Genomic DNA, 22168 nt, shown 5'->3' on the forward strand with positions numbered 1-22168 from the left:
GGGTGCCCGCCGGGTCAGGTCAGGCGGAGGGAGAGGACAGCGGGGGCGTCCGAGCCGCTGTCGGCTGCGGTCGCCCGGGAGACGCAGAGGCACAGCTTGTCCGAGCGTTCCTTCTGGGCCTCGCTCAGGAAGACATCGCGGTGGTCGACGGTGCCGGTGGAGCTCAGCACCTTCGCCAGGCACAGCCCGCACTCGCCTTTGCGGCAGTCCGACAGGGTCTCGACGCCTGCCGCGTCGAGGGCGTCGAGGATCGAGGTGCCGGGGGCGACGGTGACCTCGCGGCCGAGTTCGGGCAGCCGGACCAGGAACTCCTCCGGCTCGTGTGTGCCGCTGGACCCGAAGGTCTCGAAGCGGAGGTTGGTCGTGGGCAGGGCGTGCTCGGCCCAGCTCCGGGAGACGGCGTTCATGAGCCTGATCGGGCCGCACATGTAGAGCTCGGTTCCGGCGGCGGAGGGGGTCCGGGCTATCCCGGCGACCAGGTCGTCGACCGACAGCGGGGTGCCCTCGTCGTCGACGTGGAGGCGGACCCGGTCGCCGTGTTCACCGACGAGCTCGTCGACGTACGCCATCACGGCGCGGCTGCGCCCGACGAGCCGCAGCTCGTAATCGGCTCCGCGCCGACGGAGCGCGGAGGCCATCGCGACCAGGGCGGTGACACCGATGCCGCCGGCGAGGAGCACGTAGCGGGAGGCGCCGACCGCGAGCGGGAAGTTCTGCAGCGGTCCCGTGACGGTGAGTTCGTCCCCGGCCCGCAGCCGGTGCATGGTCGCCGAACCCCCGGACGAGGTGGGGGAGAGCCGCACGCTGAGCGTCAGACGGCGACCGCCGTCCTCGGAGCGGACCACCGAGTACGACCGCACGCGGCTCACTCCGTCACCGGCGCCGTCCCCGGAACCGATCCGGACGTCGACGTGCGTGCCGGGCGCGGCGTGTTCGGGGTGTTCCGGCGCCAGGACGATGCGGCGTACGCCCTCGGCGACGTCGGAGACCTCGACGACCCGGGCCCGCTGCCAGCGGGTCTGTGTCTGCACCGCCATGTCAGGCCACCTGACCGGCGGCCGGCGCGGAGGAACTCCGTCCCTCGGCCGCCAGCATGCGGTCCAGGATCTGGCGCACCCACATACCGCCGGCGTCGATGTTGAGGCTGTAGAACTCGTGCTCGGGATTGGCGTCGATGGCGCGCTGCTGGGCGCGCAGCATCTCCTCGTCCTCGCCGAAGACGCCGTGCACGGCCCGGCGGAGCTCGGTGGTGATCGTCTGGCTGTCCAGGCGGTAGTTGCGCATGAACGCCCAGAAGTAGTGGGCGGTGCGGTCGGTCTCGGGGGTGATCGTGTTCATCACGTAGCCGTTCACCCCCTGGCTGCGGTCGCCCTCGGGTGCCCCGGTGCCCGCCTTCGCGACGCCGACGTCGATGCGGATGGTGCCGGGTGCCTCGAACGTGATGATCTGCCAGCGGTCGACCTTGCCGGAGAAGCCGGGGAATTTGTCCCGCATGTTCTTCAGCCAGAACGGTGGGGCGTCGATGTCGCGCATCCACCGGGCCACGGTGACCGTGTCGCCCTTGTGGGTCACGTCGAACTCGGCCTCGGACAGTTCCTCCTGGCCGATGCTCGAGGAGTGGACGAACTCCTCATGGGTGAGGTCCATGAGGTTGTCGAGGATGAGCTGGTAGTTGCAGTCGGCGTGGATCGTCTCTCCGTCGCCGGCCCAGTCCGGGTGGTCCATCTGGTGCATGTCGGGCACCGAGGCCGGGTCGGCGAGGTCGGGATCGCCGACCCAGACCCAGACGTACCGGTACCGCTCGACGACGGGGAACGACGGGACCGCCGCGCTGGGGTTGATGGTCTCCTGCGCGGGCATCCCGGTGCAGCGGCCGGCCGCGTTGTAGCGCAGGCCGTGGTACGGGCACTGCAGCTCGTCGCCCAGGATCCTGCCCATCGACAGGGGCGCCAGCCGGTGCCAGCAGGCATCGGCGAGGGCGACCGGGCGGCCCTCGGCGGTGCGCCACAGCGCCAGCGGGACGCCGGCGATCGTACGGGCCAGCGGCTGCTTGCCGGTGACCTCGTGATCCCAGGCAGCCACGTACCAGGCGTTGCGGGGGTAGTTGAAGATCTTCGCCGCCGCGGTGGAGGGCGGAGTGGTGACAGGCATGAAAACTCCCTATGAAGAGAGGTATGTGTTGCGCGGGCCACAAACTAACTATCGATATAGTGAGATGGCAAGGGTGTGTAGCTTGGCAATTTCGGAGGGGGAGGTGCCTTGTCGCTGCGTTACGCGCTCATCGCGCTGCTCACCGGTCGCCCCATGACCGGGTACGACATCTCGAAGAGCTTCAGCCGCTCGGTGGCCCACGTCTGGCACGCCCCGGACTCGCAGATCTATCCCGAGCTCAACCGGCTGGAGCGCGACGGGCTTCTCAAATCGGTCGAGGTGCGGTGGGGGCAGAAGGGGACGAAGAAGGAGTACCACGTCACCGACGCTGGGCTCGCCGACTTCCGGGCCTGGATGGAGTCCCCGCTGACGCCGCAGCGGCAGCGGGATCCCGCGTACCTCAAAGCGGCCTACTTCGACTTCGCCGACCGCGCGTCGGTGCGTGAGCAGCTTCGCCAGCAAGAGGCGTACTGGCAGGAGCAGTTGAGCATGCTCGAAGGCACCCGGGCCGCGCTCGTCGAGCGTACCCACCCGACCCTGGCGGCCCGCCTGTCCAAGCTGACCGAGCGGGAGGCCGAGCTCGCGGTGCGGTACAAGGTGTACGCCTACGACGGACTCATCGCCCGGGCCCGCACCGAGCTGGCGTGGATCGCGGACGGCTTCGCACTCGCCGACGAACTGCACGGCCCCTGACCCCCTGCCCCGGTGCCGCCGGGAATCGGCAGACGAGGGGCAGGGGAGCGTGGGGGCGGTCGATGCCGCGCTCCGGGCGCCGTCGTGGACGAGGTCCCGCGGACGGCGGTAGCGGTGCCCGGGCCGTTCGGGATCACGGCGTGTTCAGGTCCATCCCTTATCGTCGGCGCGGACCGCAGATCACCTGCTTGCGGTACGGCCGTCGAGGAGTGACGAACTTGAGCAGCACGCCCATGCCCACGCCCGGAATGCCGGACGAACTGAAGCGGCGGCTCGGAGTGCCCGACGCGGTACTGATCGGCCTCGGGTCGATGATCGGCGCCGGGATCTTCGCCGCCCTCGCCCCGGCTGCCCGCGCCGCCGGATCCGGCCTGCTCGTCGCTCTCGCGCTGGCCGCCGTCGTCGCCTACTGCAACGCCACCTCCTCCGCCCGGCTCGCCGCCCTCTACCCGGCCTCCGGCGGCACCTACGTCTACGGCCGTGAGCGGCTCGGAGCGTTCTGGGGCTATGTGGCCGGCTGGGCCTTCCTCGTCGGCAAGACCGCATCCTGCGCGGCCATGGCCCTGACCGTCGGTACCTACGTCTGGCCCGGGCAGGCCCATGCGGTCGCCGTCGCCGCCGTGGTCGCACTGACCGCCGTCAACTACACCGGCGTGCAGAAGTCCGCCCTGCTGACCCGTGTCATCGTGTCCGTCGTCCTGGCTGTCCTCGCCGCCCTCGTGGTCGTGTCCCTCGCCTCGGCCACCGGGGACACGAGCCGCCTGAGTGCGGGATCCGACCTCACCTTCGGCGGTGTCCTGCAGGCGGCGGCGCTCCTGTTCTTCGCGTTCGCCGGCTACGCCCGCATCGCCACCCTCGGCGAGGAGGTCCGCGACCCGGCCCGCACGATCCCCCGCGCCATCCCGATCGCCCTCGGCATCACCCTCGCCGTCTATGCCGCCGTCTCGGTCTCCGTCCTGCTGGTGCTCGGTCCCGACGGCCTCGCGGAGGCGGGTGCGCCGCTGACGGAGGCCGCCCGGGCGGCGGGCGCCGACCGGCTCGTCCCCCTCGTGCGCGTGGGTGCGGCCCTCGCCGCTCTCGGCTCGCTCCTCGCCCTGATCCTCGGTGTCTCCCGGACCGCCCTGGCCATGGCGCGCGACGGCCATCTGCCCCGGGCACTGGCCGCCGTGCACCCGAAGTTCAAGGTCCCCCACCGGGCCGAGCTCCTCGTCGGCGCCGTTGTCGCCACCGTGGCCGCGACCGCTGATCTGCGCGCGGCGATCGGCGTCTCCTCCTTCGGCGTCCTCGCCTACTACGCCGTCGCCAACGCCTCCGCGTGGACCCTCACCCCCGCCGAGGGCCGCCCGGCCCGGATCATCCCCGTCATCGGCCTGGCCGGCTGCCTCGCCCTGGCCTTCGCCCTTCCCGCCGCCGCGGTCCTCACCGGCGCAGCTGTACTCCTGGCAGGCGCCGCCCTCTACGGGCTGCGCCGGCGCCCCACGGCGTGACCGGTGTGGACCTGCCGAGTGCCGTTCCGTTTCCCTGAGTCGCCGAGTCGCCGAGCTGCCGAGGGGGCCGGGGCGAGGGCGTGTCCGGTCCCGGGGCCGGAACGCGTCCCCTACGGCACCGGCTTTCGGCGAGGGCCGTCGGGAGCAGCCCTCTCCACCGACGCGGGGGTGGCCCGTCCGTCCGGGGCGCTGCCGGGAGAGCCGAAGCGTGCCAGGTAGTGCCACACCTTCTTGACCGCCTGGGGGTCATGGACTCCGGCACGTGCCGCGTCGCCGACGATCCGAGGATCGAGCATGCCGCCGACAGCGATCCGCATACCGCAGTCGACGTATTCCTGTCCGCGGTAGTCGGGGTGCAGGCGGAGTTCCTCCACCCCGAGGCGGAAACCGGAGTGCCACTCCACCGGGCAGCCGAGGCTCATGGCCGCGCGCTCGACCGTCGTGCCCCGGTAGCAGGGGTCCAGCACCAGCGCCTCCACATCGCGTGGCAGCTCGACAGGCCCGTGCACCTGTGCCTCGACGTAGTCGTCCAGCTCGTCCTGACGATCGGCCAGGGCACGCTCGATCAGCCCCATCCGGGCGACGACACCGAAATCCCTCGGTTCGAGAAAACTGTCCGGGTAACAGAACGTGCTGCGCGTCGACGTCAGAGCCGTCAGCCGGAAGTGGGCCGAACCGAAGCGTGGCGCCCCGCCCACCGGCTTGCGGCGGAAGTTCAACGCTCCGTAGACGGGACGCTGATGAGCCGCCGCCTCATCATAGGCTCCGCCGAAGATCCGGCTCTCCCAACGCCACCGGTCACCGCCGGGACGTGCGGTCAGGCCGCCGTTGCTGGTCCCGGTGACGAACTGCGAGCGGTAGACGCCGTCCCCGGCCATGGCGTCCAGGATGAGCCTGCCGTGCAGCAGACGGTCCGGGTGGAAGTTGAGGGTCACCCGCAGTGCCGGGTCCATGGCGGGCCCTGACGCCAGTTCCGCGACATGCCGAAGGGCCCGTTCCTGCGCTGTCCGGGAGGCCGCCGAGCTCATCAGGCCAGTGTTCCCCCTGCGATCAGCCCGTGCAATCGGATAGGCCGGCGACTGCCCACCACCCCACCGTTCGGAGTGCCGACGGGTCACCCCCCGTCACATGCTCAGCGCCATCTGATCGGTGTTCAGGAACCCACCCGAAGCGCGCTTCCGTCCGGACTGCCGGTCATCCGGCACGGCGGAAGCGGCGGAGAGCCAGCCTGCCGAGGCCCGTGCCGACCAGCCCCACGACCATGGCCACGTAGGCCCCGCCGAGTCCGTTCCCGGTGCCGGGACCACCGTCGGCGGTGGCCGCGACCAGCGCACCGAGGGCCGTACTGATCAGCCCCGCCACCATGGCCACCGTCGCTCTCGTCGCCGCGGTGGCAGAGCCGCGAAGGTCGGCGGGGCGGACCAGCGCCAGTACGGCGACGACCACCCCGGCCAGCCCCACCAGGGCGCCCGTGGCGGCCCCGACCCGCCCGAGGGTGATGTCGTAGACACCGGCGGCGACCGGCCGGACCGAGGCGTGTGCGGCGGCCGGTGCGGCCAGTGCGACGGCTCCGAGCAGGGTTGCGGCGGTGACGGCGAGCAGGCGTCGAACAGACATCATGAGGCTCCTTCTTCGCGGGGATGTCGTCCGAGCATGGCCGCCGGACCCGCCTCAGGTCGTCCTGCGGGCGCGGACACTTCGCACTGACGCCGGCGCCGCATCAGAACGGCGCGAGGCGCCGCAGAACGCGCGGAAGTACCGCGTGTGCGGTAGCCGGCCGCTCGTCCCCGAGGGGGACTCCGACCGCGGCGGCGCCCCGCTAGGGTGCGCGCATGAGTGCAGGTCGGTCCGGTGTCCGGGCACAGGTCGGGGACGTGGTCATCGCTGTCGGCGTGGCCACGGCGCTGCTGGCCACCGGGCTCTCCGGGGAGCGTGCGGCCACGGGCCCCGACGTGCTCACTCATGTGCTGCTGACAGCCGGCGGACTGGCCCTGGCCGTGCGCCGCCACGCTCCGGTCACCGTCCTGGCCGTCACCGGACTGTGCGCGGTGGGCTACCAGGCGCTCGGCTTCGACGTTCCCGCCGTCGCGTACCTGTTCGCGGTCTACGCAGCCGTACGGGCGGGACATCGCACGGTCACGGTGGTGGTCAGCGTGGCCACGCTGGCTGTGCTCCCGCTCGCCGCACTGGCATCGGGCCTGCACGACACGAGCGAGGCGTTCGCGCAGGCGCGAGGCGCCCTGGAGCTGGCCTGGCTGATCGCGGCCGGCGCCGCAGGCGAGGCGCTGCGGCAGGCGGAGCGGCGGGCCGACGAGGCCGAGCGCACCCGGGAGGAGACCGCGCTGCGCCGAGCCGACGAGGAACGGCTGCGCATCGCCCGGGAGTTGCACGACTCACTCACACACCAGATCTCGGTCATCAAGGTGCAGGCCGACGTCGCCGTGCACGTGGCTCGCAGACGTGGTGAACACGTGCCGGATTCCCTGCTGGCGATCCGGGACGCCGGACGCGAGGCCGCCCGCGAGCTGCGCGCGACGCTGGAGGCGCTGCGCGACGACGACACGACCCCGCCCCGTGGGCTCGACGACGTAGCGGAACTGGTCGAGAAGGCCCGGGCCATCGGCCTGGACGCGACCCTGACGATCGAGGGCCGGCGCCCCGTCGTACCGGCCGCGGTGGACCGGACCGTCTACCGGATCGTCCAGGAGTCGCTCACCAACGTCGCCCGTCACGCGAACGCGGCCACGGCGTCGGTACGGATCGACTGCCGTCCGGACACCCTCGCCGTACGTATCGACGACGACGGCGACGCGGCACCGGAGACCGCCCCCGCACCCGGTCTCGGGCTCCTGGGCATGCGCGAACGGATCACCGCCCTCGGCGGCCGGCTGCGTGCGGAACCGCGGGGCGGGGGCGGCTTCACCGTCCAGGCCGAACTGCCCGTGGACCGGACGTCATGATCCGTGTCCTGCTGGTCGACGACCAGCCGCTCCTGCGCAGTGGATTCCGTGCGCTGCTCGACCTGGAGGACGACATCCAGGTCGTGGCCGAGGCCGGCGACGGACAGGAGGGCCTGGAACTGGCCAGGGAGCATGTGCCCGACGTCGCTCTCATCGACATCCGGATGCCGGTCCTCGACGGGATCGAGGCGACTCGGCGCATCGCCGCCGACCCGGCTCTGGCAGGGGTCCACGTCGTCATCCTGACCAACTACGGCTTGGACGAGTACGTCTTCGACGCGCTGCGCGCCGGCGCCGCCGGCTTCCTCGTCAAGGACATCGTGCCGGACGACTTCCTGCACGCCGTCCGCGTCGCGGCGCGCGGCGACGCCCTGCTGGCCCCGTCGATCACCCGCAAACTGATCACCAGGTACGTGTCCCAGCCGCTCACCACCACTCGCACCGGAGCGGGGCTGGACGAGCTGACCGCCCGTGAGCGGGAGGCCGTCGCCCTGGTCGCGCAGGGCCTGTCCAACGACGAGATCGCGGGTCGCATGGTGATCAGCCCGATGACGGCGAAGACCCACATCAACCGGGCCATGGCCAAGCTCCACGTCCGCGACCGGGCCCAGCTCGTGGTCCTCGCCTACGAATCCGGCCTGGTGGCCCCGCGCGGGTCCTGAGAGCCACATCCGGGTGCACGAGCGGCGGTGCACGGCCCCCGGTCGCACCCGGCGGCGTTCCCCGTTCCGCGCCGGCTGACGACGGGGGCCGGGGGCCGGGAGACGACGACCCTGATGATGCGAGACTGGCCGGATGGATATACGTCGCAGGAACAACGTCACGGTCACCGGCCGGCCCGACGGACCGGTACTGCTGCTGGCACACGGGTTCGGATGTGACCAGAACATGTGGCGCCTTGTCGTTCCTGCTCTCGCCGAGAACTACCGGGTCGTGCTCTTCGACTACGTGGGCTCGGGCCGTTCCGCCCTCGGCGCCTGGGACGAGGAGCGCTACAGCTCCTTGGCGGGCTATGCCGCGGACGCGCTGGAGGTCTGTGAGGAGCTGGACCTGCGGGACGTGGTCTTCGTGGGGCACTCGGTGAGCGCCATGGTCGGCGTACTCGCCGCTGCGCAGGCGCCCGGGCGGATCTCCCGGCTGGTGATGGTGGCCCCCTCGCCTCGCTACATCGACGACGAGGGGTACCGCGGCGGGTTCAGCGCGGACGACATCGAGGAACTGCTGGAGGCCCTGGAGTCGAACTACCTGGGCTGGTCGGCGGCCATGGCTCCGGTGATCATGGGCAATGACGACCGGCCCGAGCTGGGCCAGGAGCTGACCGCCTCGTTCTGTGCAACCGATCCGGACATGGCGCGCGTCTTCGCGCGTACGACGTTCCTCTCCGACAGCCGCGAGGACCTGCGGACGGTCGCGGTGCCGACGCTGGTGCTGGAGTGCCGGCAGGACGTGATCGCACCCCGGGAGGTGGGCGCCTACGTCCACGCGATGATCCCCGGCAGCCGCCTGGCCACGCTGGAGGCCACGGGACACTGCCCTCAGCTGAGCGCACCCGAGGCCACCGCGGAGGCGATCCTGTCCTTCGTCGGGGCGAGTCGATGATGAGCCGTACCGACGAGGTCCAGAACCCGGACGGCGAGCCGGACGCGGAGACCACCGACACGGCGTTCACTTCGCTGCTGGAGGACAGTGTGGAGGAGTTGTACGAGCGGGCTCCGTGCGGCTATCTGTCGACGATGATGGACGGCACCATCGCCAAGATCAACGCCACCTTGCTGGACTGGCTGGGCATGGAGCGGGCCCACGTGGTGGGGCGTATGCGGTTCACCGACCTCCTGACGGTGGGCGGCAAGCTCTACCACGAGACACACTTCGCCCCGATGCTGCAGATGAAGGGCGAGATCAACGGCATCGCCCTGGACATCGAAGGGTCAGGCAGGAAGCGGATGGCGGTGCTGGTCACCTCGAAGGTGAAGACCGGGGAGACCGGGGAACCGTTGCTGATCCGCACCACCGTCTTCGACGCACGTGACCGCCGCGCCTATGAGAACGAGCTGCTGCGCGGCCGTCAGGCGGCCGAGGAAGCACGCCGGCAGGCGGAGGCCGACCGCCGGCGTCTCCAGGAAGCCCTCGCCGTCCTCCAGCAGGCCCTGCTGCCCGCCACGCTCCCCACCATCCCGGGGATGGTAGCCAGCTCCTACTACCACACGGCCTCCCCGGATCTCCTCGGCGGAGACTTCTACGACCTGTACCCCCTCGGCGGCGACCGGTGGGCGTTCTTCCTCGGCGATGTGTGCGGCAAGGGCCCTCAGGCCGCTGCCGTTACCTCACTGGCCCGTTACACCCTGCGGGCCGCGGGGCTCCACGATCCCGACCCCGTCCACGTGCTGACCACCTTGAACACCGTGCTGCACGAGCGCTACACCAGCGGGGACCCCCGCTACTGCACCGCCATATTCGGCGTCCTGCACCCGGGCAGCGACCGTGTCGCTGTGTACCTGGCCTCCGGCGGGCACCCGTCCGCACTGATCCAGCGCGCGGACGGCAGCGCCGACTACCTGCCCACTCCCGGTGGCATGCTCATCGGCGTACTGCCCGAGGCCGAGTTCGTCTCCGTACGCACCGAACTGTTCCCGGGCGACACCCTGCTCCTCTACACCGACGGCCTGACCGAGGCCCGCACCGGGCCCGGCCGGGACCTCTACGGTGAGGAGGCGCTACGCACCTTCGCCGCCGGACAGCGTGCGGCCGGGCCCCAGGCGCTGGTCGGCGCTCTGACAGAGCTGCTGGCCGGCTTCGGCGACGGACTCGACGACGACACCGCGCTCCTCGCCCTCGGGGTCGCGCCTCCCTCCCCGACCGACCTTCCCACCCCCGCGAGCGAAGACCTCACATGAGCCCGTTGACGATCATCACCCGAGACGCAGCCACAGGTCCCGTACTGGAAATCGGCGGCGACCTGGACTACGCGACGACACCGGAACTCCGCGCGGCGCTGGACGCCCTCACCCTGGTCGGCGGGCAGCTGCTGATCCTGGACCTCGGACGCCTGGAATTCTGCGACTCCAGCGGCATCACCACCCTGCTGGTCGCCCGCAACCTCGCGATCGAGCACGGCGCCGCCATCGCGCTCGCCGCGGTCCCCGACCGCACCCTCCGCGTGCTGCGGATCGTGGGCCTGGACCGCGTGTTCGCCCTCCACCCCGACGCGACGGCAGCCATCCAGGCACAGGCGAAGGCCTGCTGAACGCGGCGCGTCTCCCCGCATCCGGTCGCCGGAGGGCGCCGTGGTATTCCGGTGGTCAGGGCCCTGGGCTTCGGGCCGCACAGCGGCGATGGGTCCCGTGCCGTCAGGTGGAAGAATTATTCACCGTGCGTCGCGGAGCCGCAGAAGGTAGGCGGCGGTCAGCGCTACCGCGCGGTCCCCGTCGTGCGACAGCTCAGTGAGGGCGCGGGAGGCCGTCGTCCCCGGAACGTCCCCCAGCGCCGGGGTCAGCCGTCCACGCGCAGGCGCCTCGGTCGTGTCGTGGGCGAGGCGGTCGACGAGCGCGGTGGCGATCTGGTCGGAGGCCGTGCCGTCACTCGCCAGCACGCCCAGCGCCTCAGCCGCGCCGATGTCGTTCGTTCCCGCCTCGATCATGTCGATGAGCGCCGGGACCGCCTCGGTCACTCCACGTGTGCCGAGAGCCGGAGCCGCATACCCGCGGACCTCCGTATCGGGGTCCTTGAGAGCGTCCCGGAGGTGTGCGGTCGCCTCCTCACCGGGCATCACGGCGAGGCACTGAGCGGCCCGCCTGCGCACCGCGGCGACCGGTGAGCGCAGACCCTTCGCCAGCAGTGCCGGGACGCCGTCGCCGGACCGCGCCAGCGTCCAGCGCAGCGCGCCGGCGACGTTCGGTTCCGTCTCGCTCAGTGCCGCCTCCACCAGTGCTTCCACCGGCACCGGAACCCCATCGATCGTGGCCAGCGCCGCGCGCTGGCGGGCGTGGGCGCTCTGAGACCCCAGAGCCTGAAGCAGCGAGACGACCTGGAGCGCCTCCTCCCAGTCGGCAGGGTCCGCGGCGTCGATCCGCCGCAACCGCGTGAGCAACTCGGTCTCGGCCGCGATGCGGTCCGTCGTCTGCGCGATGAGATCGCCGACGAGCGCCGAGGGCGTGAAACCGGGATCGTCGAGAGCGCGCCCGACGTCACGCAAGGACATACCCAGCGACCGCAGGCTCTCGATGTGCAAGATCCGCCGGATGTCCTCCGCGCCGTACTCCCGGTAGTTGGAGCCCGTACGTCCCGACGGCCGCACGAGGCCCAGCGCTTCGTAGTGGCGGAGCATGCGGGCACTGACTCCGGACCGTCTCGACACCTCACCGATCAGCACGGTTCTCATCGTCCGTCCTGGGGGCCCCGCCGAGGGCCACGACGCGCTTGGCCTCCTCGAGCGCCCACGCGAATCCGGCGTCCGGGTCGCGGAGCAGCCCCAGGGTGGCCAGTGCGTGCGCGCGTACACGCGGGTCGTCGACCGTCGCCGCGGCGTCCAGGGCCGGTTCGATCGCTTCACCCAGCGCGACGAGCGCCTGGCTGAGACTGCGCTGTGTCTTCTGCTCACCGCGCCCCAGCTGCGTCGCCAGCACCACGGCCAGAGCGGCTTCCTCGCCCTCCGGCACCAGCACGACCGCTGCCCGCCAGGCGCTCCTGGCCACCTCGTCATCGGCGTCGCACAGCAGCGCCCGCGTGATCGCCGGCCACGCCTGGCGGTCGCCGATCTTGGACAGCGTGTGCAGCGCCTGACTACGTGCCTGCGCACGCTCCGAGCGGACTTCGCGGAGCAACACGGGGAGCGTCACGGAGACCGGGTGGCGCACGAGCGCCCAGGTCAGCATGTCGCGGACGAAGAACTCGGGCTCGATCGCGCATCGTTCGACCAGCGGGGCGACGAGGCACGGATCAGGCGCCGTGCCGATCGCCATCGCAGCCCGCAGGCGCACGGACGTACGGCTGTCCTCCAGCCCTTGGAGTGCTCGTGTCACGGGCGTTTCCTGTCTCTTCGTGGCCATCGGGGACCACCCCCTCGGGAAGCAGTCAAGACCTTGTCACGGTGTCAAGGTCAAACGCGGTGGCCAAGGGCTGTCCCGTCACCCCTGATGGATCAGCGCGGCGTCAGATGGAGCCGCGTTCGCCTACTGGAAGTGTTCGGGCGTTCCGGCAACGCGGCGAGGTGCCGTAGCTGTCGGCGTGCGCCCGCCAGGGATTCCGGGGCAGCCCTCAGCCCGGTCACGGGTTGCAGCGAAGCCAACCGCGACTTCCGGCGGTCCGCATGCAGCTGTCCACGACGAGGGCGCGCGCGGTCAGGACGCCACGCGAGGGGCGGCGCGGCCCTCCAGGTCAGCAGGGGCGAGGATGCGCATCTCCGGCTGTTCCTTGCTCGCCGCCGTCGGCCGTCACGTGCCGCACCTGCTGGGAGGAGGAGCGGGCTGGGGAGGTGGGCTCCCTCCGGGGTGAGGAGGGCCACTGTGGCCCCCGCAATACCCCCGGGGGTAATTTTCTACGGTGGTATCAATACCCAGGGGGGTATCCGGCAGTGAGGATGTGACGGCAGACGTGTTCTTCGTCGACACGATCGAGATCGAGGGTCTGGGCAACCGGCACTACCTGGCCGGCGGCGCGAACGCGGCAGTGGCGGTGGACCCGCCCCGCGACATCGACCAGGTCATCGAGGCCGCTGCCCGGCGCGGCGTCCGGATCACGCATGTGGTCGAGACGCACCTGCACAACGACTACGTGACAGGCGGCTTGGAGCTGGCTCGGGTGACCGGAGCGGTCTACCTGGTGCCCGCCGACGCGCGGGTGTCCTTCGCCCGGGTCCCGGTGCGTGACGGTGACGTGATCGGTGTCGACGGCGGCCTGACCCTGCGCGCCGTCGCCACGCCCGGTCACACTCCGCACCACACGGCCTACGTCCTGGAGGAGGACGGTCTGGCGGCCGTCGCCTTCACCGGAGGGTCGCTGCTCATCGGCACGGTGGGCCGCCCCGATCTGGTCGAGCCGCGCCTGACCGAGCAGTTGGCCCGGGCCCAGCACGCCTCGGCGCACCGGCTCGCGGCCGAGCTCCCCGACGCCGCCGCGGTCCTGCCCACCCACGGCTTCGGCAGCTTCTGTTCCTCCGGTCAGGCCGAGGGCGACGCCAGCACCATCGGCCGGGAGAAGAGCGTCAACGACGCGCTGACCAGGGACGTCGACACGTTCGTCACCGACCTGCTGGCCGGTCTGGAGGACGTACCCGCCTACTACGCCCACATGGGACCGGCCAACGCGTCAGGCCCCGCGCCGGTGGATCTCACCCCGCCCGCGGTCGCGGACAGCGAGGAGATCGCCGCGCGGCTGGCGGCCGGGGAGTGGGTCGTCGATCTGCGTCACCGCGTGGCGTTCGCCGAGGGGCACGTGGCGGGTTCGTTCAACTTCGAGGCCGACGGCAAGCTCGCCACCTACCTGCCCTGGCTGATGCCGTGGGGCAAGCCGGTCACCCTGCTGGCCGACAGTCCCGGGCAACTGGCCCGCGCGCAGCGCGAGCTGGTCCGGGTGGGCATCGACCGGCCGGCGGCGGCGGCCACCGGCGTCCCCGAGCAGTGGGTGCGGCAGGGCGAGGCACCCGTCTCCTTCCGGAGGGCGCTCTTCGCGGACCTCGCCGCCGAACACCGGGCGGGGCGGGAGCCCGTGGTGCTGGACGTGCGCCGTGACTCCGAACGGGCAGGCGGCTGGATCGATGGCTCGGTGCACATCCCGGTTCACCTGCTGGCGCAGCGGATCCACGAGGTGCCGGCCGGGACCGTGTGGGTGCACTGCGCGGGTGGGATGCGCGCGGCGATCGCGGCCTCCCTCCTGGACGCGGCCTGCCGGGACGTGGTCGCCGTGGACGACGGCTTCGGCCACGCCGCCGAAGCCGGCCTGAGCGTGACCTGTCCGACGTCCTGAAGAACGATCCCATGGCCCCGCCCGCCGGGGCCCGCAAAGGAACACCCTGATGCTCTTCTCCCGACGCGGCCACGGCCGTGTGACCGTCACCGAGGCCCACCGGGCCGTCCAGGAGGGGACGGCCCTCCTCCTGGACGTACGGGAAGCGGACGAATGGCAGGCCGGGCACGCCCCGGGAGCCTGCCACCTGCCGCTGTCCCGGCTCGCCGCCGGCGCCGACGTTCCCGGCGCGGGGACCGCCGCGACCGTGGTCGTGATCTGCCGGTCCGGCCGCCGCTCCCAGGCTGCCGTCCGCCTGCTGTCCCAGCGTGGCCACGACGCCACCGACGTCGTCGGAGGCATGGAGCGGTGGACCCGTCAGGGCCTGCCCGTACAGGACGATCGCGGGGGAGTGGGTACGGTCATATGAGCACCGCCCTGATCCTGGCGCTGGTGGCCGGTGCTGTCGTCGGCCTGGTCCTGGGAGGTCTGGGCGGGGGCGGCAGTGTCCTGGCCGTACCCGCCATGATCTACCTGCTGGGGTTCAGCCCTCTCGCGGCCACCACCGCCAGCCTGCTCGTCGTGACCGTCACGTCCCTCTCCGGCCTGCTCGCCCACGCCCGGGAGGGCAACGTGCGGTGGAGACTGGGAGCGCTGTTCGCCGCCGCCGGTGTGCCGCCTGCCCTGCTGGGCGGCGCCATGGCCGGCAGGATCCCCGAACCGGTTCTCACCGCCGCGTTCTCGGTGATCGCCGGACTCGCGGCCTGGCGGATGCTGCGCCCCGGGAGCCTTCCCCGGCAGGGTGTCAGGCCGGCGCGGGCGGCAGCGGCCGGGGCCGGGCTCGGTGCCGTCACGGGCGTGCTCGGCGTGGGCGGCGGCTTCCTCGCCGTGCCCGCCCTGACCGGTGTGCTCGGCCTGCGGATGAAGTCCGCCGTCGGCACCAGCCTCCTGGTCATCGTCATCAACTCCCTGGCCGCCCTGGTCACCCGCGGCCACACCGCCGACGGCCTGGACTGGGCCGTCCTGGCCCCCTTCACCGGCGCCGCGATCCTCGCCGCCTGGGACGGCAAACGCCTCGCCGCCAAGCTGCCGGCCGACCGGCTGCAACGGCTGTTCGCCTACGTTCTGCTCGCCGTGGCCGCCTTCATGCTCCTCGACGCCCTCATCTGACACACCGGCGACACCCTCGGCCTCCCCACCCGAAGGTGAAGGGCGCGCGCGGGTGATCCAGTGCGAAGGAAGGGGCCGTGGAGCAGCCCGGCCGTCGACGGTGGTGGCCGGCGCGGCGGGCTCGGCGGGGCATCGAACTCGACGACGACAGCCGGTCGCGCTGGGGAGCAGACGAGGGAGAGGATGCCGCGCATCGGCAAGCGGCGTGTCCACTCATGCGGCGCGCTGCATGCACACCAAGCGGTCCCGCTCGTCCCACGGCTGGGTGACGGCGAACCCGAATCGCTCGTACAGGGCGATGGCCCCGGTGCGCCATTCCCATACGGAGAGCCGGACCGGGCCCATGCCGTTCGCCGCGACATGAGCGAGCGCGGCATCGAGCAGCGCGGACGCAATGCCACGGCCACGGAACTCAGGGTCGGTCCAGAGCCTCTTGATCTCCGACTGACCCTGGGCCGGCAGGGACGCCACCACCAGGCAGCCCACGGCGACGTTTCCCAGGAAAGCCACCAGCACGACGGCGTCGGCGAATGCGGACCGGGGGTCGGCGATCTCCGACCGGTAGCGATCCGGCAGTCCGGCCACCCCGGATACCGGCACGCCCTTCTCGGCCTCGGTTCGCAAGTGGTAGGCCGCCAGCAAGCCGGCCAGACCGTCGTCGCCCGGAGGCGTTCGGCCTGGCCAGCGGAGTACCGCTATCTCGTGATCAGTCACGACGGCAGCATCGCATGACGGCGATCGCGTGGCGCAGGAGCCCCGAACGGGCACTGGCCCATCTGAGCTGAGCCCGTGAGTGCGGGTGGTGACCGGGGTGATGCCGCCCCTCCGGAGGCCGAACGCCCCCGCCGGGTAGCGGACCGGCGCGGACTCCTTGCCGGTCAGGGCCGTTTCAGCAGGGAGTGAGTTCTGTTGCCGGGGTGGTTTCGGGTGCGGAAGGTGCGGCGGTAGGTGTCCGGGGGGACGCCGAGCGTGCGGTTGAAGTGCCGGCGCAGCGTGGTGGCGGTGCCCATGCCGGTGGCGGCGGCGATGGCGTCGATGCCGTCGTCGGTCTTCTCCAGGAGCTCCTGGGCGTGGCGTATCCGTTGGGCGAGCAGCCATTGCAGGGGAGTGGTGCCGGTCGCGGCACGGAAGTGACGGCCGAGGTGGCGGGAGCTCATCCCGGCTCGGCGGGCGAGGTCTTCGACGGTCAGTGGCTGGTCGAGGCGTTCGATGGTCCACGGCAGCAGGGCGGCGAGGGGGTGATCGTCCTGCTCGGGCACGGGCGCCGTGACGAACTGGGCCTGGCCGCCGGAGCGGTGGGGAGGAACCACCAGACGGCGGGCGGTGCTGTTGGCGACGGAGGAACCGTGGTCCAGGCGTACGAGATGCAGGCACAGGTCGAGTGCTGCGGCTTTGCCGGCGGAGGTGAGGACGCGGCCGTTGTCGACGTAGAGGACATCCGGGTCGACCTCGACCGCGGGATGCCGGGCCGCCAGCGCTTCGGTGTGCGCCCAGTGCGTGGTGGCGCGCTGCCCGTCGAGGATGCCGGCGGCGGCCAGGACGAACGCCCCGGTGCACAGGGAGACCATGCGGGCGCCCGCACGATGGGCGGCCCGTACGGCATCGATGAGGTCCGCAGGCGGTTCCACGTCCGTGTCGGCCCAGCCGGGGACGATCACGGTGTCGGCTTCCCGAAGATGCCCGAGACCGCGATCGGGCTTCAGGCGAAAGGGCCCGAAGGGCACGGGGGCGGGCCCGCAGACCGTGAGGTCGTACCAGGGAACGGTCACCGCGGCCGGCGCTGAGCCGAAAACCTCGTAGGCGATGGCCAGTTCGAAGTGCAGCATCCCGTCGGTCACGGCCAGTGCGACAGATCTCATGTCCGGAAGTGTATGGGCAGTGTCGTTCCAGACACTCACGGTTGACGGTTCAACCAGGACAGGATCGTTCCAGCCGAGCAGCTCGCTCGGGTCGAGCACAGGAGACGTCATGACAGTGGGCCAGTTGGTCACGGTGTACGGCGCGTACGGGCACACCGGCAAGTTCGTGGTGGCGCACCTTCGGGAACGGGGATTCGTTCCCGTCCTGTCCGGGCGTGACGCCCGCAAACTCACGGCGGCGCGGGAGGAGTACCCCGAGCTCGAGGTCCGTCCCGCGACCGTCGCCGACCCGGCGTCTCTCGATCACGCGCTGGCCGGAGCCGCGGCCGTCGTCAACTGCGCGGGTCCCTTCGCCACGACGGCCGCCCCGGTGATCGAAGCGGCGCTTCGGGCGGGGATCCCGTACGTGGATGTGGCGGCCGAGATCGAGGCGAACGCCGATACGTTCGCGCGGTTCGCGGATCGAGCCCGTGCCGCCGGTGTGGCCGTCGTGCCCGCGATGGCCTTCTACGGCGGCCTCGGCGACCTGCTCGTCACCGCCGCGATGGGCGACTGGGGCGCGGCCGACGAGGCGCACATCGCCTACGGCCTCGACCGCTGGGAGCCCACCGAGGGGACGCGCGTGGCGGGCAGGGTCTCTGCCGGGCGGCGGGCAGGCAGGCGTGTCCGGTTCAGGAACGGCGGGCTTGAGTACCACACCGACGACCTGCTCACCGTGCAGTGGCCCTTCCCGGAGCCGATGGGACCACGGGACGTCGTCGGCGAGTTCACCATGGCCGACGTCGTCACCGTCCCCAGCCATCTGTTCATCCCCGAGGTCCGCACCTACATGACCACGGAGGCCGCCGCCGGCGTCACCGCCCCGGCACCGTCGCCCCCCACCGCCGTCGACGAGAGCGGCCGTTCCGCACAGACCTTCCTCGTCGACGTCGTCGTACGCTCCGGGGGCACCGAACGGCGCGTGGTCGCCGGTGGCCAGGACATCTACGCCGTCACCGCACCCCTCGTGGTCGAAGCGGTCCACCGCATCCTGACCGGCCGGACCCGCACGGTCGGCGTCGCCTCCGCAGGCGAGATCTTCGAGGCGGCCGGCTTCCTCGGTGCGCTCGGTCCGCACATCACGGTCGAGGTGCGCTCCTGACGGGGTTGGCCCCTGTCGTGTGCTCTCACTGCGGGATCAGCCCTTGGGGGGAGAGGGCGCCTCATCGGCAGCGATCAGGACTGCTGCCGCGTGGACAGCCACGCTGCCGCGCCGTCAAGTCGGCCGGAGGAAACCTGCGTTCAACGGCCCTGCGTGCGCAGTCCTGTGTTCACGGCGCGGTCGAGGAGCCGCCTGTGCCGCGCGCCGGCGCTGGCGTCGGGTCCGGGGTCGGCGGTCAGGACGGGACTCGGATCGGTCTCGGACCTTCGCCTGACGGCGTCGACACCGAGGAGACCCGCGCCTGCCACCGAAACGGCGTTCGACGCGGGTATCCATCCCTTCGGCTCAGGTCCTCTGCGGCGGAGGTGGGCGGACCCTGGTTCAGTAGGTGTGTCCCATATGGGCCAGTGCCTGCTTCAGAAGTACTCCGTGGCCGCCTGGCATCTCGCTGTGCACAGCCGGTGAGGCCGCCTCCTGCGGGCTGAACCAGACCAGGTCCAGTGCGTCCTGCCGAGGGCGGCAGTCCCCGGCCACCGGGACGATGTAGGCGAGGGACACCGCGTGCTGGCGCGGGTCGTGGAACGGGGTGACGCCCATGGTGGGGAAGTACTCGGCGACGGTGAAGGGCTGGAGCGAGGCCGGGACTCTCGGCAGGGCCACCGAACCGAGATCCTTCTCCAGATGCCGCAGCAGGGCGTCACGGACCCGCTCGTGGTGCAGGACGCGGCCGGAGACGAGGGCGCGGCTGATGGTCCCGTCGGTTCCGATCCGCAGAAGCAGCCCGATGCTCGTGACCTCGCCGCTCTCGTCCACCCGCACAGGGACGGCCTCGACGTACAGGACGGGCATCCGGGCCCTGGCCATGTCCAGTTCGTCTTCGCTGAGCCAGCCGGGCGTGGTTTCCGTCATGTCAGACATCGCTTGATCATACTTACCCGGCCGGGATTCTGGTGCAGGTCAGGCGGAGATCACCTCGACGAGGAGCCGGACGTCGTGAACCAGGGCCTTGACGCGGTCCGTTGCCCGCCCGGGCCTTGGTGACGCCCGAAGCGGCCTTCGCGATCCTCGAGGTGCAGGCCATCATCGTGGTGGGAGACGGGGCAGCAGCGATCCGGACGGCGAGAAGGCCGCGCCACCGGCGACGCGGTGTCAGGACAGGGCAGTCCTGGGTACGCCGACCGGTCGATCGTGCCGCCACCTCGCAGCGATCGAGGGGCCGTCGCCCTACGGGCGCCACTCAGGCTGGTAGTCCGGATGGCCGGCGTGGGCCTGCGCGAGGTGCCGCACAGCCATCTCCACGGCCGTGCGCTGTGTGCTCGCCATGAAGCGGTTGAGGGCATCCGTAGGCGTTGTATCCGTCTCGGGCGCCGTGTACTGCCTCAGGAGACTCCGTGTCGCTTCAACCTCACGCAACACCTGCGCCGGGTCGTGCAGGGCGATGTGTGCGGCGCGGGCGGCGTCCTCGTCGGAGCCGCCGACCTCGGGGCCGGTGGTGACCAGAGGCGGGACGTCGTCGTCCGCAGACGCCACGGAGTAGATGCCCGTACCCCATGCCTGCCAGCTCTCATCTGCGCCGCCGGCAGCCACAGCGGCTGCCTCCCGCTCGTCGAGACGGGCGTGGAGGAAGGCGACGAGGGCGTGGCTCATGCAGGGCTCCCGGGCTGGTCGGCGGACGACTCGTCGTGCGGGTAGTCCCGGTGCTCGACGTAGGGCGCGGCGAGCAGCCGAAGCTGAAACTCGGCGTTCCGACCGCCAGGCCCTGCGGTTCCCAGGTACGGCACCACGGTGTCGTCCAGCAGCGCGAGGCGCGCTTCGGCGGAGGCGACGGAGAAGCGGGCGTGCTTGGCGGCTTCCTCCGGTTCGACGCCGAAGCGCCCGGGCTGTGTGCGCACCACGTTGCCGGCGAAGCGGGCCTTCTCCAGCTCCTCGTGGAAGCGGGCCCGGACAAAGGTCACCAGTGCGTCGGTCATGCGGAGTTCCTTGCGGTGTGGGTCCAGGTCCGGGGTCGGCCGACCCGCTCCGTAGCGCCGATGACCTCGATGGTGCGACCGGTATGAGCGAGCTGGGGGATGCCGTCCTGCGGGAGCGGGATCCGGACGTGATCCCAGGGGGACGGCGCGAGGAGCAGGGCAAGCGTCCCGGCGCGCTGGAGGGACCGGTCCCGCACCGCGCTCCGGCGCGGCCCGCACAGGTCGCCCGGCTCCTCGCTGGCGACCTGTCTCCGATGGCCGGTCTCGATCACGCGTTACTCCTGGGTGGGTCGAACATACTCATCGACTTCGCGGCCATGGTGCTTTCGGCCGTCAGGGTGGCCGTCGTGCAGTGCGGCGAGCCACTTCGGTCTCCGACGCCCCGACCTGCCAGGAGAGTCCAGGGCCAGCATGCGGATGTCGCCGCACAGGTGCAGGGGTGTCGCGCCCTGTAGGGCCTCATGCCGTTCTTGACGCTGACATCGGTGTCGCAGTCTAGCGTCGGCTGCATGACCCCTGACCACGTGCAGGGTGGGGCCCGCGCTCAACCGCTCCGGGGTGCCCGGGGCACCCCGGAGCGGTTCTGCCGTGCGGCGAGCGGTGAGGGCATACCTGGCTTCGATGGCTACGCTCGTCTCTCCATCGATCGTGCCCGCAGAGGAGCAGACCGTGCGCAGCGCCACCGTAACGCCCGAGGGTGATCGCATCCGCTGGGTCGAGCTGCCCGGTCAGGAGCCACCGCGCGTCTACGTGCACGGCTTGGGCGCTACCTCACCTGCGTACTTCACCGAGGTCGCGGTCCATCCGCTGCTGGCCGGTCAACGGTCGCTGTTGGTCGACCTGTTGGGGCACGGCATCAGCGACCGGCCGACGGCCTTCGACTACACGCTGGAGTCACATGCCGACGCGCTCGCCGCCGGACTGACCGGCGCGGGTGTCAGGGGCGCAGAGCTGATCGCGCACAGCATGGGCGGCTCGGTTGCCGTCGTCCTGGCTGCCCGCCACCCTCACCTGGTCTCGCGGCTGGTCCTGATCGACGCCAACCTCGACCCGATCCCGCCCACGCCCGGCTCGGCGGGAAGCAGCGGCATCGCCTCCTACTCCGAGGAGGAGTTCGTGGCGGGCGGCTGGGAAGAGGTCCGTGACCGGGCCGGCGCACACTGGTGGTCGACGATGCGCCTGGCCGGCCGTGAAGCCTTGCACCGCAGCGCGGTCCACCTCACCCGCGGGACCGTGCCCACCATGCGTGAGCTCTTGATGGAGCTGAGCATTCCCCGTACCTACCTGCTGCCCGAGGCCGACTGTCCACTCCCGGGCAGCGACGCCCTCACCGCAGCGGGAGTGTCCGTCGTCGCCATCCCGGATTGCGGACACAACATCATGCTGGACAACCCGGAAGCCTTCGTGAGCGCCACCGCGGAGGCGCTGGCGGACCGAGGCCAGGAGCAAAGCGGCCCCACGTGTGCTGACCGCGAGCGGTGACGACGGGTGGAGCGAGTACCACCGACCGCGCCGATCTTGGTGGCGGCTGGAGACGCACGCGCCGACTACCGCGTCGGCGACCCGTGCTCCCGCTCCGCCGACGGCGATCACTCAGGCTGAGGAACGCGGGCCTGACTGCGGCGGGGCGTCACGCACGCCCTCCCCGACAGAGCCGAGCACATCGCAACCTTGCCGGGCGCGGCAGCCTCGGCGCCGCCTACCGGCGGTCGATCGGGAAATCTGCAAGCGGCGCAACGTTGTGGAGCGGTGCCTGACCGCTTGGAGCGATAACCCGCCATCCGCGACGACCCGCTAT

24 protein-coding genes are annotated in these 22168 nt (G+C 71.5%); 12 read left to right on the top strand and 12 right to left on the bottom strand.

Going from position 1 to position 22168, the window contains the following annotated elements; all coding sequences use genetic code 11:
• Window positions 1-14: 14 nt before the first annotated feature.
• Window positions 15-1037 (bottom strand): PDR/VanB family oxidoreductase, encoded by a 1023-nt coding sequence (locus ACFY8O_RS32620; protein ID WP_387908780.1) that lies wholly within the window; start codon window positions 1035-1037, stop codon window positions 15-17.
• 1 nt (window position 1038) lies between these two features.
• Complete coding sequence (locus ACFY8O_RS32625) at window positions 1039-2151, bottom strand: aromatic ring-hydroxylating dioxygenase subunit alpha (protein WP_387908782.1); 1113 nt, start codon at window positions 2149-2151, stop codon at window positions 1039-1041.
• A 108-nt stretch (window positions 2152-2259) separates the two neighbouring features.
• Between ACFY8O_RS32625 and ACFY8O_RS32630 the strand changes: the two genes are divergently transcribed.
• Entirely contained in the window at window positions 2260-2844 is a 585-nt protein-coding gene (locus ACFY8O_RS32630; RefSeq protein WP_387908784.1) for a PadR family transcriptional regulator, read from the top strand.
• A 233-nt stretch (window positions 2845-3077) separates the two neighbouring features.
• The gene (locus tag ACFY8O_RS32635) at window positions 3078-4331 is read left to right on the top strand and encodes an APC family permease (protein ID WP_387908851.1); all 1254 of its coding nucleotides are present in this window, start codon (window positions 3078-3080) and stop codon (window positions 4329-4331) included.
• Between the two features lie 110 nt (window positions 4332-4441).
• Here ACFY8O_RS32635 and ACFY8O_RS32640 read toward each other — a convergent pair whose 3' ends face one another.
• Entirely contained in the window at window positions 4442-5359 is a 918-nt protein-coding gene (locus ACFY8O_RS32640) for a DUF3626 domain-containing protein (RefSeq protein WP_387908786.1), read from the bottom strand.
• 166 nt (window positions 5360-5525) lie between these two features.
• A complete protein-coding gene (locus ACFY8O_RS32645) occupies window positions 5526-5948 on the bottom strand; it encodes a DUF6223 family protein (RefSeq protein ID WP_387908788.1) in 423 nt (140 codons plus the stop codon).
• A 215-nt stretch (window positions 5949-6163) separates the two neighbouring features.
• Here ACFY8O_RS32645 and ACFY8O_RS32650 point away from each other — a divergent pair, with 215 nt between their 5' ends.
• The 5 genes from ACFY8O_RS32650 to ACFY8O_RS32670 all read left to right on the top strand — a co-directional run bounded on the left by ACFY8O_RS32650 (window position 6164) and on the right by ACFY8O_RS32670 (window position 10535).
• Window positions 6164-7291, top strand: coding sequence for a sensor histidine kinase (locus tag ACFY8O_RS32650; protein WP_387908790.1), 1128 nt, complete (start codon window positions 6164-6166; stop codon window positions 7289-7291).
• Window positions 7288-7953, top strand: coding sequence for a response regulator (locus ACFY8O_RS32655; RefSeq protein WP_145812225.1), 666 nt, complete (start codon window positions 7288-7290; stop codon window positions 7951-7953). Before ACFY8O_RS32650 ends, ACFY8O_RS32655 begins: the two co-directional genes overlap by 4 nt.
• A 133-nt stretch (window positions 7954-8086) precedes the next feature.
• Window positions 8087-8890: an alpha/beta fold hydrolase gene (locus tag ACFY8O_RS32660; protein WP_387908792.1), complete on the top strand. Its 804-nt coding sequence runs from the start codon at window positions 8087-8089 to the stop codon at window positions 8888-8890.
• The gene (locus tag ACFY8O_RS32665; RefSeq protein WP_387908798.1) at window positions 8890-10185 is read left to right on the top strand and encodes a PP2C family protein-serine/threonine phosphatase; all 1296 of its coding nucleotides are present in this window, start codon (window positions 8890-8892) and stop codon (window positions 10183-10185) included. Before ACFY8O_RS32660 ends, ACFY8O_RS32665 begins: the two co-directional genes overlap by 1 nt.
• Window positions 10182-10535, top strand: coding sequence for an STAS domain-containing protein (locus ACFY8O_RS32670; protein ID WP_387908800.1), 354 nt, complete (start codon window positions 10182-10184; stop codon window positions 10533-10535). The genes ACFY8O_RS32665 and ACFY8O_RS32670 overlap by 4 nt, the downstream gene beginning before the upstream one ends.
• A 120-nt stretch (window positions 10536-10655) precedes the next feature.
• Here the strand turns inward: ACFY8O_RS32670 and ACFY8O_RS32675 are convergent, their stop codons facing one another.
• Together ACFY8O_RS32675 and ACFY8O_RS32680 are read right to left on the bottom strand one after the other, a co-directional pair.
• On the bottom strand, window positions 10656-11660 hold the full coding sequence (locus ACFY8O_RS32675) for a MerR family transcriptional regulator (protein WP_387908853.1): 1005 nt from the start codon (window positions 11658-11660) through the stop codon (window positions 10656-10658).
• A complete protein-coding gene (locus ACFY8O_RS32680) occupies window positions 11647-12336 on the bottom strand; it encodes a HEAT repeat domain-containing protein (RefSeq protein WP_387908802.1) in 690 nt (229 codons plus the stop codon). Before ACFY8O_RS32680 ends, ACFY8O_RS32675 begins: the two co-directional genes overlap by 14 nt.
• Before the next feature lie 544 nt (window positions 12337-12880).
• On the opposite strand from ACFY8O_RS32680, the gene ACFY8O_RS32685 reads away from it, so the two are divergent.
• From ACFY8O_RS32685 to ACFY8O_RS32695, 3 genes are read left to right on the top strand one after another with little or no spacing between them, the layout of a single operon-like run.
• Complete coding sequence (locus ACFY8O_RS32685) at window positions 12881-14251, top strand: MBL fold metallo-hydrolase (RefSeq protein WP_387908855.1); 1371 nt, start codon at window positions 12881-12883, stop codon at window positions 14249-14251.
• A gap of 49 nt (window positions 14252-14300) precedes the next feature.
• Complete coding sequence (locus ACFY8O_RS32690) at window positions 14301-14660, top strand: rhodanese-like domain-containing protein (protein WP_387908804.1); 360 nt, start codon at window positions 14301-14303, stop codon at window positions 14658-14660.
• Window positions 14657-15400 (top strand): sulfite exporter TauE/SafE family protein, encoded by a 744-nt coding sequence (locus ACFY8O_RS32695; protein WP_387908807.1) that lies wholly within the window; start codon window positions 14657-14659, stop codon window positions 15398-15400. Before ACFY8O_RS32690 ends, ACFY8O_RS32695 begins: the two co-directional genes overlap by 4 nt.
• Before the next feature lie 213 nt (window positions 15401-15613).
• Here ACFY8O_RS32695 and ACFY8O_RS32700 read toward each other — a convergent pair whose 3' ends face one another.
• Both ACFY8O_RS32700 and ACFY8O_RS32705 read right to left on the bottom strand, forming a co-directional pair.
• Window positions 15614-16114 (bottom strand): GNAT family N-acetyltransferase, encoded by a 501-nt coding sequence (locus ACFY8O_RS32700; protein ID WP_145812256.1) that lies wholly within the window; start codon window positions 16112-16114, stop codon window positions 15614-15616.
• Between the two features lie 164 nt (window positions 16115-16278).
• Window positions 16279-17259, bottom strand: a complete 981-nt coding sequence (locus tag ACFY8O_RS32705; protein ID WP_387908809.1) for a helix-turn-helix domain-containing protein — start codon at window positions 17257-17259, stop codon at window positions 16279-16281.
• 109 nt (window positions 17260-17368) lie between these two features.
• On the opposite strand from ACFY8O_RS32705, the gene ACFY8O_RS32710 reads away from it, so the two are divergent.
• Window positions 17369-18400 carry a saccharopine dehydrogenase family protein gene (locus ACFY8O_RS32710; RefSeq protein WP_387908811.1) on the top strand — a complete coding sequence of 344 codons (1032 nt, stop codon included), beginning with the start codon at window positions 17369-17371 and terminating at the stop codon, window positions 18398-18400.
• A 381-nt stretch (window positions 18401-18781) separates the two neighbouring features.
• Here ACFY8O_RS32710 and ACFY8O_RS32715 read toward each other — a convergent pair whose 3' ends face one another.
• The 4 genes from ACFY8O_RS32715 to ACFY8O_RS32730 form a co-directional block, all read right to left on the bottom strand.
• Complete coding sequence (locus tag ACFY8O_RS32715; RefSeq protein WP_387908813.1) at window positions 18782-19318, bottom strand: NUDIX hydrolase family protein; 537 nt, start codon at window positions 19316-19318, stop codon at window positions 18782-18784.
• A gap of 306 nt (window positions 19319-19624) precedes the next feature.
• Window positions 19625-20047 carry a DUF6221 family protein gene (locus ACFY8O_RS32720; RefSeq protein ID WP_387908815.1) on the bottom strand — a complete coding sequence of 141 codons (423 nt, stop codon included), beginning with the start codon at window positions 20045-20047 and terminating at the stop codon, window positions 19625-19627.
• The gene (locus ACFY8O_RS32725) at window positions 20044-20370 is read right to left on the bottom strand and encodes a DUF6221 family protein (protein WP_387908817.1); all 327 of its coding nucleotides are present in this window, start codon (window positions 20368-20370) and stop codon (window positions 20044-20046) included. The genes ACFY8O_RS32720 and ACFY8O_RS32725 overlap by 4 nt, the downstream gene beginning before the upstream one ends.
• The gene (locus ACFY8O_RS32730; protein WP_387908819.1) at window positions 20367-20642 is read right to left on the bottom strand and encodes a hypothetical protein; all 276 of its coding nucleotides are present in this window, start codon (window positions 20640-20642) and stop codon (window positions 20367-20369) included. Before ACFY8O_RS32730 ends, ACFY8O_RS32725 begins: the two co-directional genes overlap by 4 nt.
• A gap of 397 nt (window positions 20643-21039) precedes the next feature.
• On the opposite strand from ACFY8O_RS32730, the gene ACFY8O_RS32735 reads away from it, so the two are divergent.
• Entirely contained in the window at window positions 21040-21852 is an 813-nt protein-coding gene (locus tag ACFY8O_RS32735; protein WP_387908821.1) for an alpha/beta fold hydrolase, read from the top strand.
• Window positions 21853-22168: the final 316 nt, after the last annotated feature.

The organism is Streptomyces argenteolus, assembly GCF_042902585.1.
GTDB classification, from domain to species: domain Bacteria; phylum Actinomycetota; class Actinomycetes; order Streptomycetales; family Streptomycetaceae; genus Streptomyces; species Streptomyces argenteolus.

Bases quoted from the DNA above. Each gene is read 5' to 3' on its own strand.
- ACFY8O_RS32710 (WP_387908811.1), top strand. From the start codon at position 17,369: ATGACAGTGGGCCAGTTGGTCACGGTGTACGGCGCGTACGGGCACACC.
- ACFY8O_RS32695 (WP_387908807.1), top strand. From the start codon at position 14,657: ATGAGCACCGCCCTGATCCTGGCGCTGGTGGCCGGTGCTGTCGTCGGC.
- ACFY8O_RS32690 (WP_387908804.1), top strand. From the start codon at position 14,301: ATGCTCTTCTCCCGACGCGGCCACGGCCGTGTGACCGTCACCGAGGCC.
- ACFY8O_RS32665 (WP_387908798.1), top strand. From the start codon at position 8,890: ATGAGCCGTACCGACGAGGTCCAGAACCCGGACGGCGAGCCGGACGCG.
- ACFY8O_RS32650 (WP_387908790.1), top strand. From the start codon at position 6,164: ATGAGTGCAGGTCGGTCCGGTGTCCGGGCACAGGTCGGGGACGTGGTC.
- ACFY8O_RS32680 (WP_387908802.1), bottom strand. From the start codon at position 12,336: ATGGCCACGAAGAGACAGGAAACGCCCGTGACACGAGCACTCCAAGGG.
- ACFY8O_RS32660 (WP_387908792.1), top strand. From the start codon at position 8,087: ATGGATATACGTCGCAGGAACAACGTCACGGTCACCGGCCGGCCCGAC.
- ACFY8O_RS32640 (WP_387908786.1), bottom strand. From the start codon at position 5,359: ATGAGCTCGGCGGCCTCCCGGACAGCGCAGGAACGGGCCCTTCGGCAT.
- ACFY8O_RS32670 (WP_387908800.1), top strand. From the start codon at position 10,182: ATGAGCCCGTTGACGATCATCACCCGAGACGCAGCCACAGGTCCCGTA.
- ACFY8O_RS32645 (WP_387908788.1), bottom strand. From the start codon at position 5,948: ATGTCTGTTCGACGCCTGCTCGCCGTCACCGCCGCAACCCTGCTCGGA.
- ACFY8O_RS32635 (WP_387908851.1), top strand. From the start codon at position 3,078: ATGCCCACGCCCGGAATGCCGGACGAACTGAAGCGGCGGCTCGGAGTG.
- ACFY8O_RS32705 (WP_387908809.1), bottom strand. From the start codon at position 17,259: ATGAGATCTGTCGCACTGGCCGTGACCGACGGGATGCTGCACTTCGAA.
- ACFY8O_RS32715 (WP_387908813.1), bottom strand. From the start codon at position 19,318: ATGTCTGACATGACGGAAACCACGCCCGGCTGGCTCAGCGAAGACGAA.
- ACFY8O_RS32625 (WP_387908782.1), bottom strand. From the start codon at position 2,151: ATGCCTGTCACCACTCCGCCCTCCACCGCGGCGGCGAAGATCTTCAAC.
- ACFY8O_RS32720 (WP_387908815.1), bottom strand. From the start codon at position 20,047: ATGAGCCACGCCCTCGTCGCCTTCCTCCACGCCCGTCTCGACGAGCGG.
- ACFY8O_RS32725 (WP_387908817.1), bottom strand. From the start codon at position 20,370: ATGACCGACGCACTGGTGACCTTTGTCCGGGCCCGCTTCCACGAGGAG.
- ACFY8O_RS32620 (WP_387908780.1), bottom strand. From the start codon at position 1,037: ATGGCGGTGCAGACACAGACCCGCTGGCAGCGGGCCCGGGTCGTCGAG.
- ACFY8O_RS32655 (WP_145812225.1), top strand. From the start codon at position 7,288: ATGATCCGTGTCCTGCTGGTCGACGACCAGCCGCTCCTGCGCAGTGGA.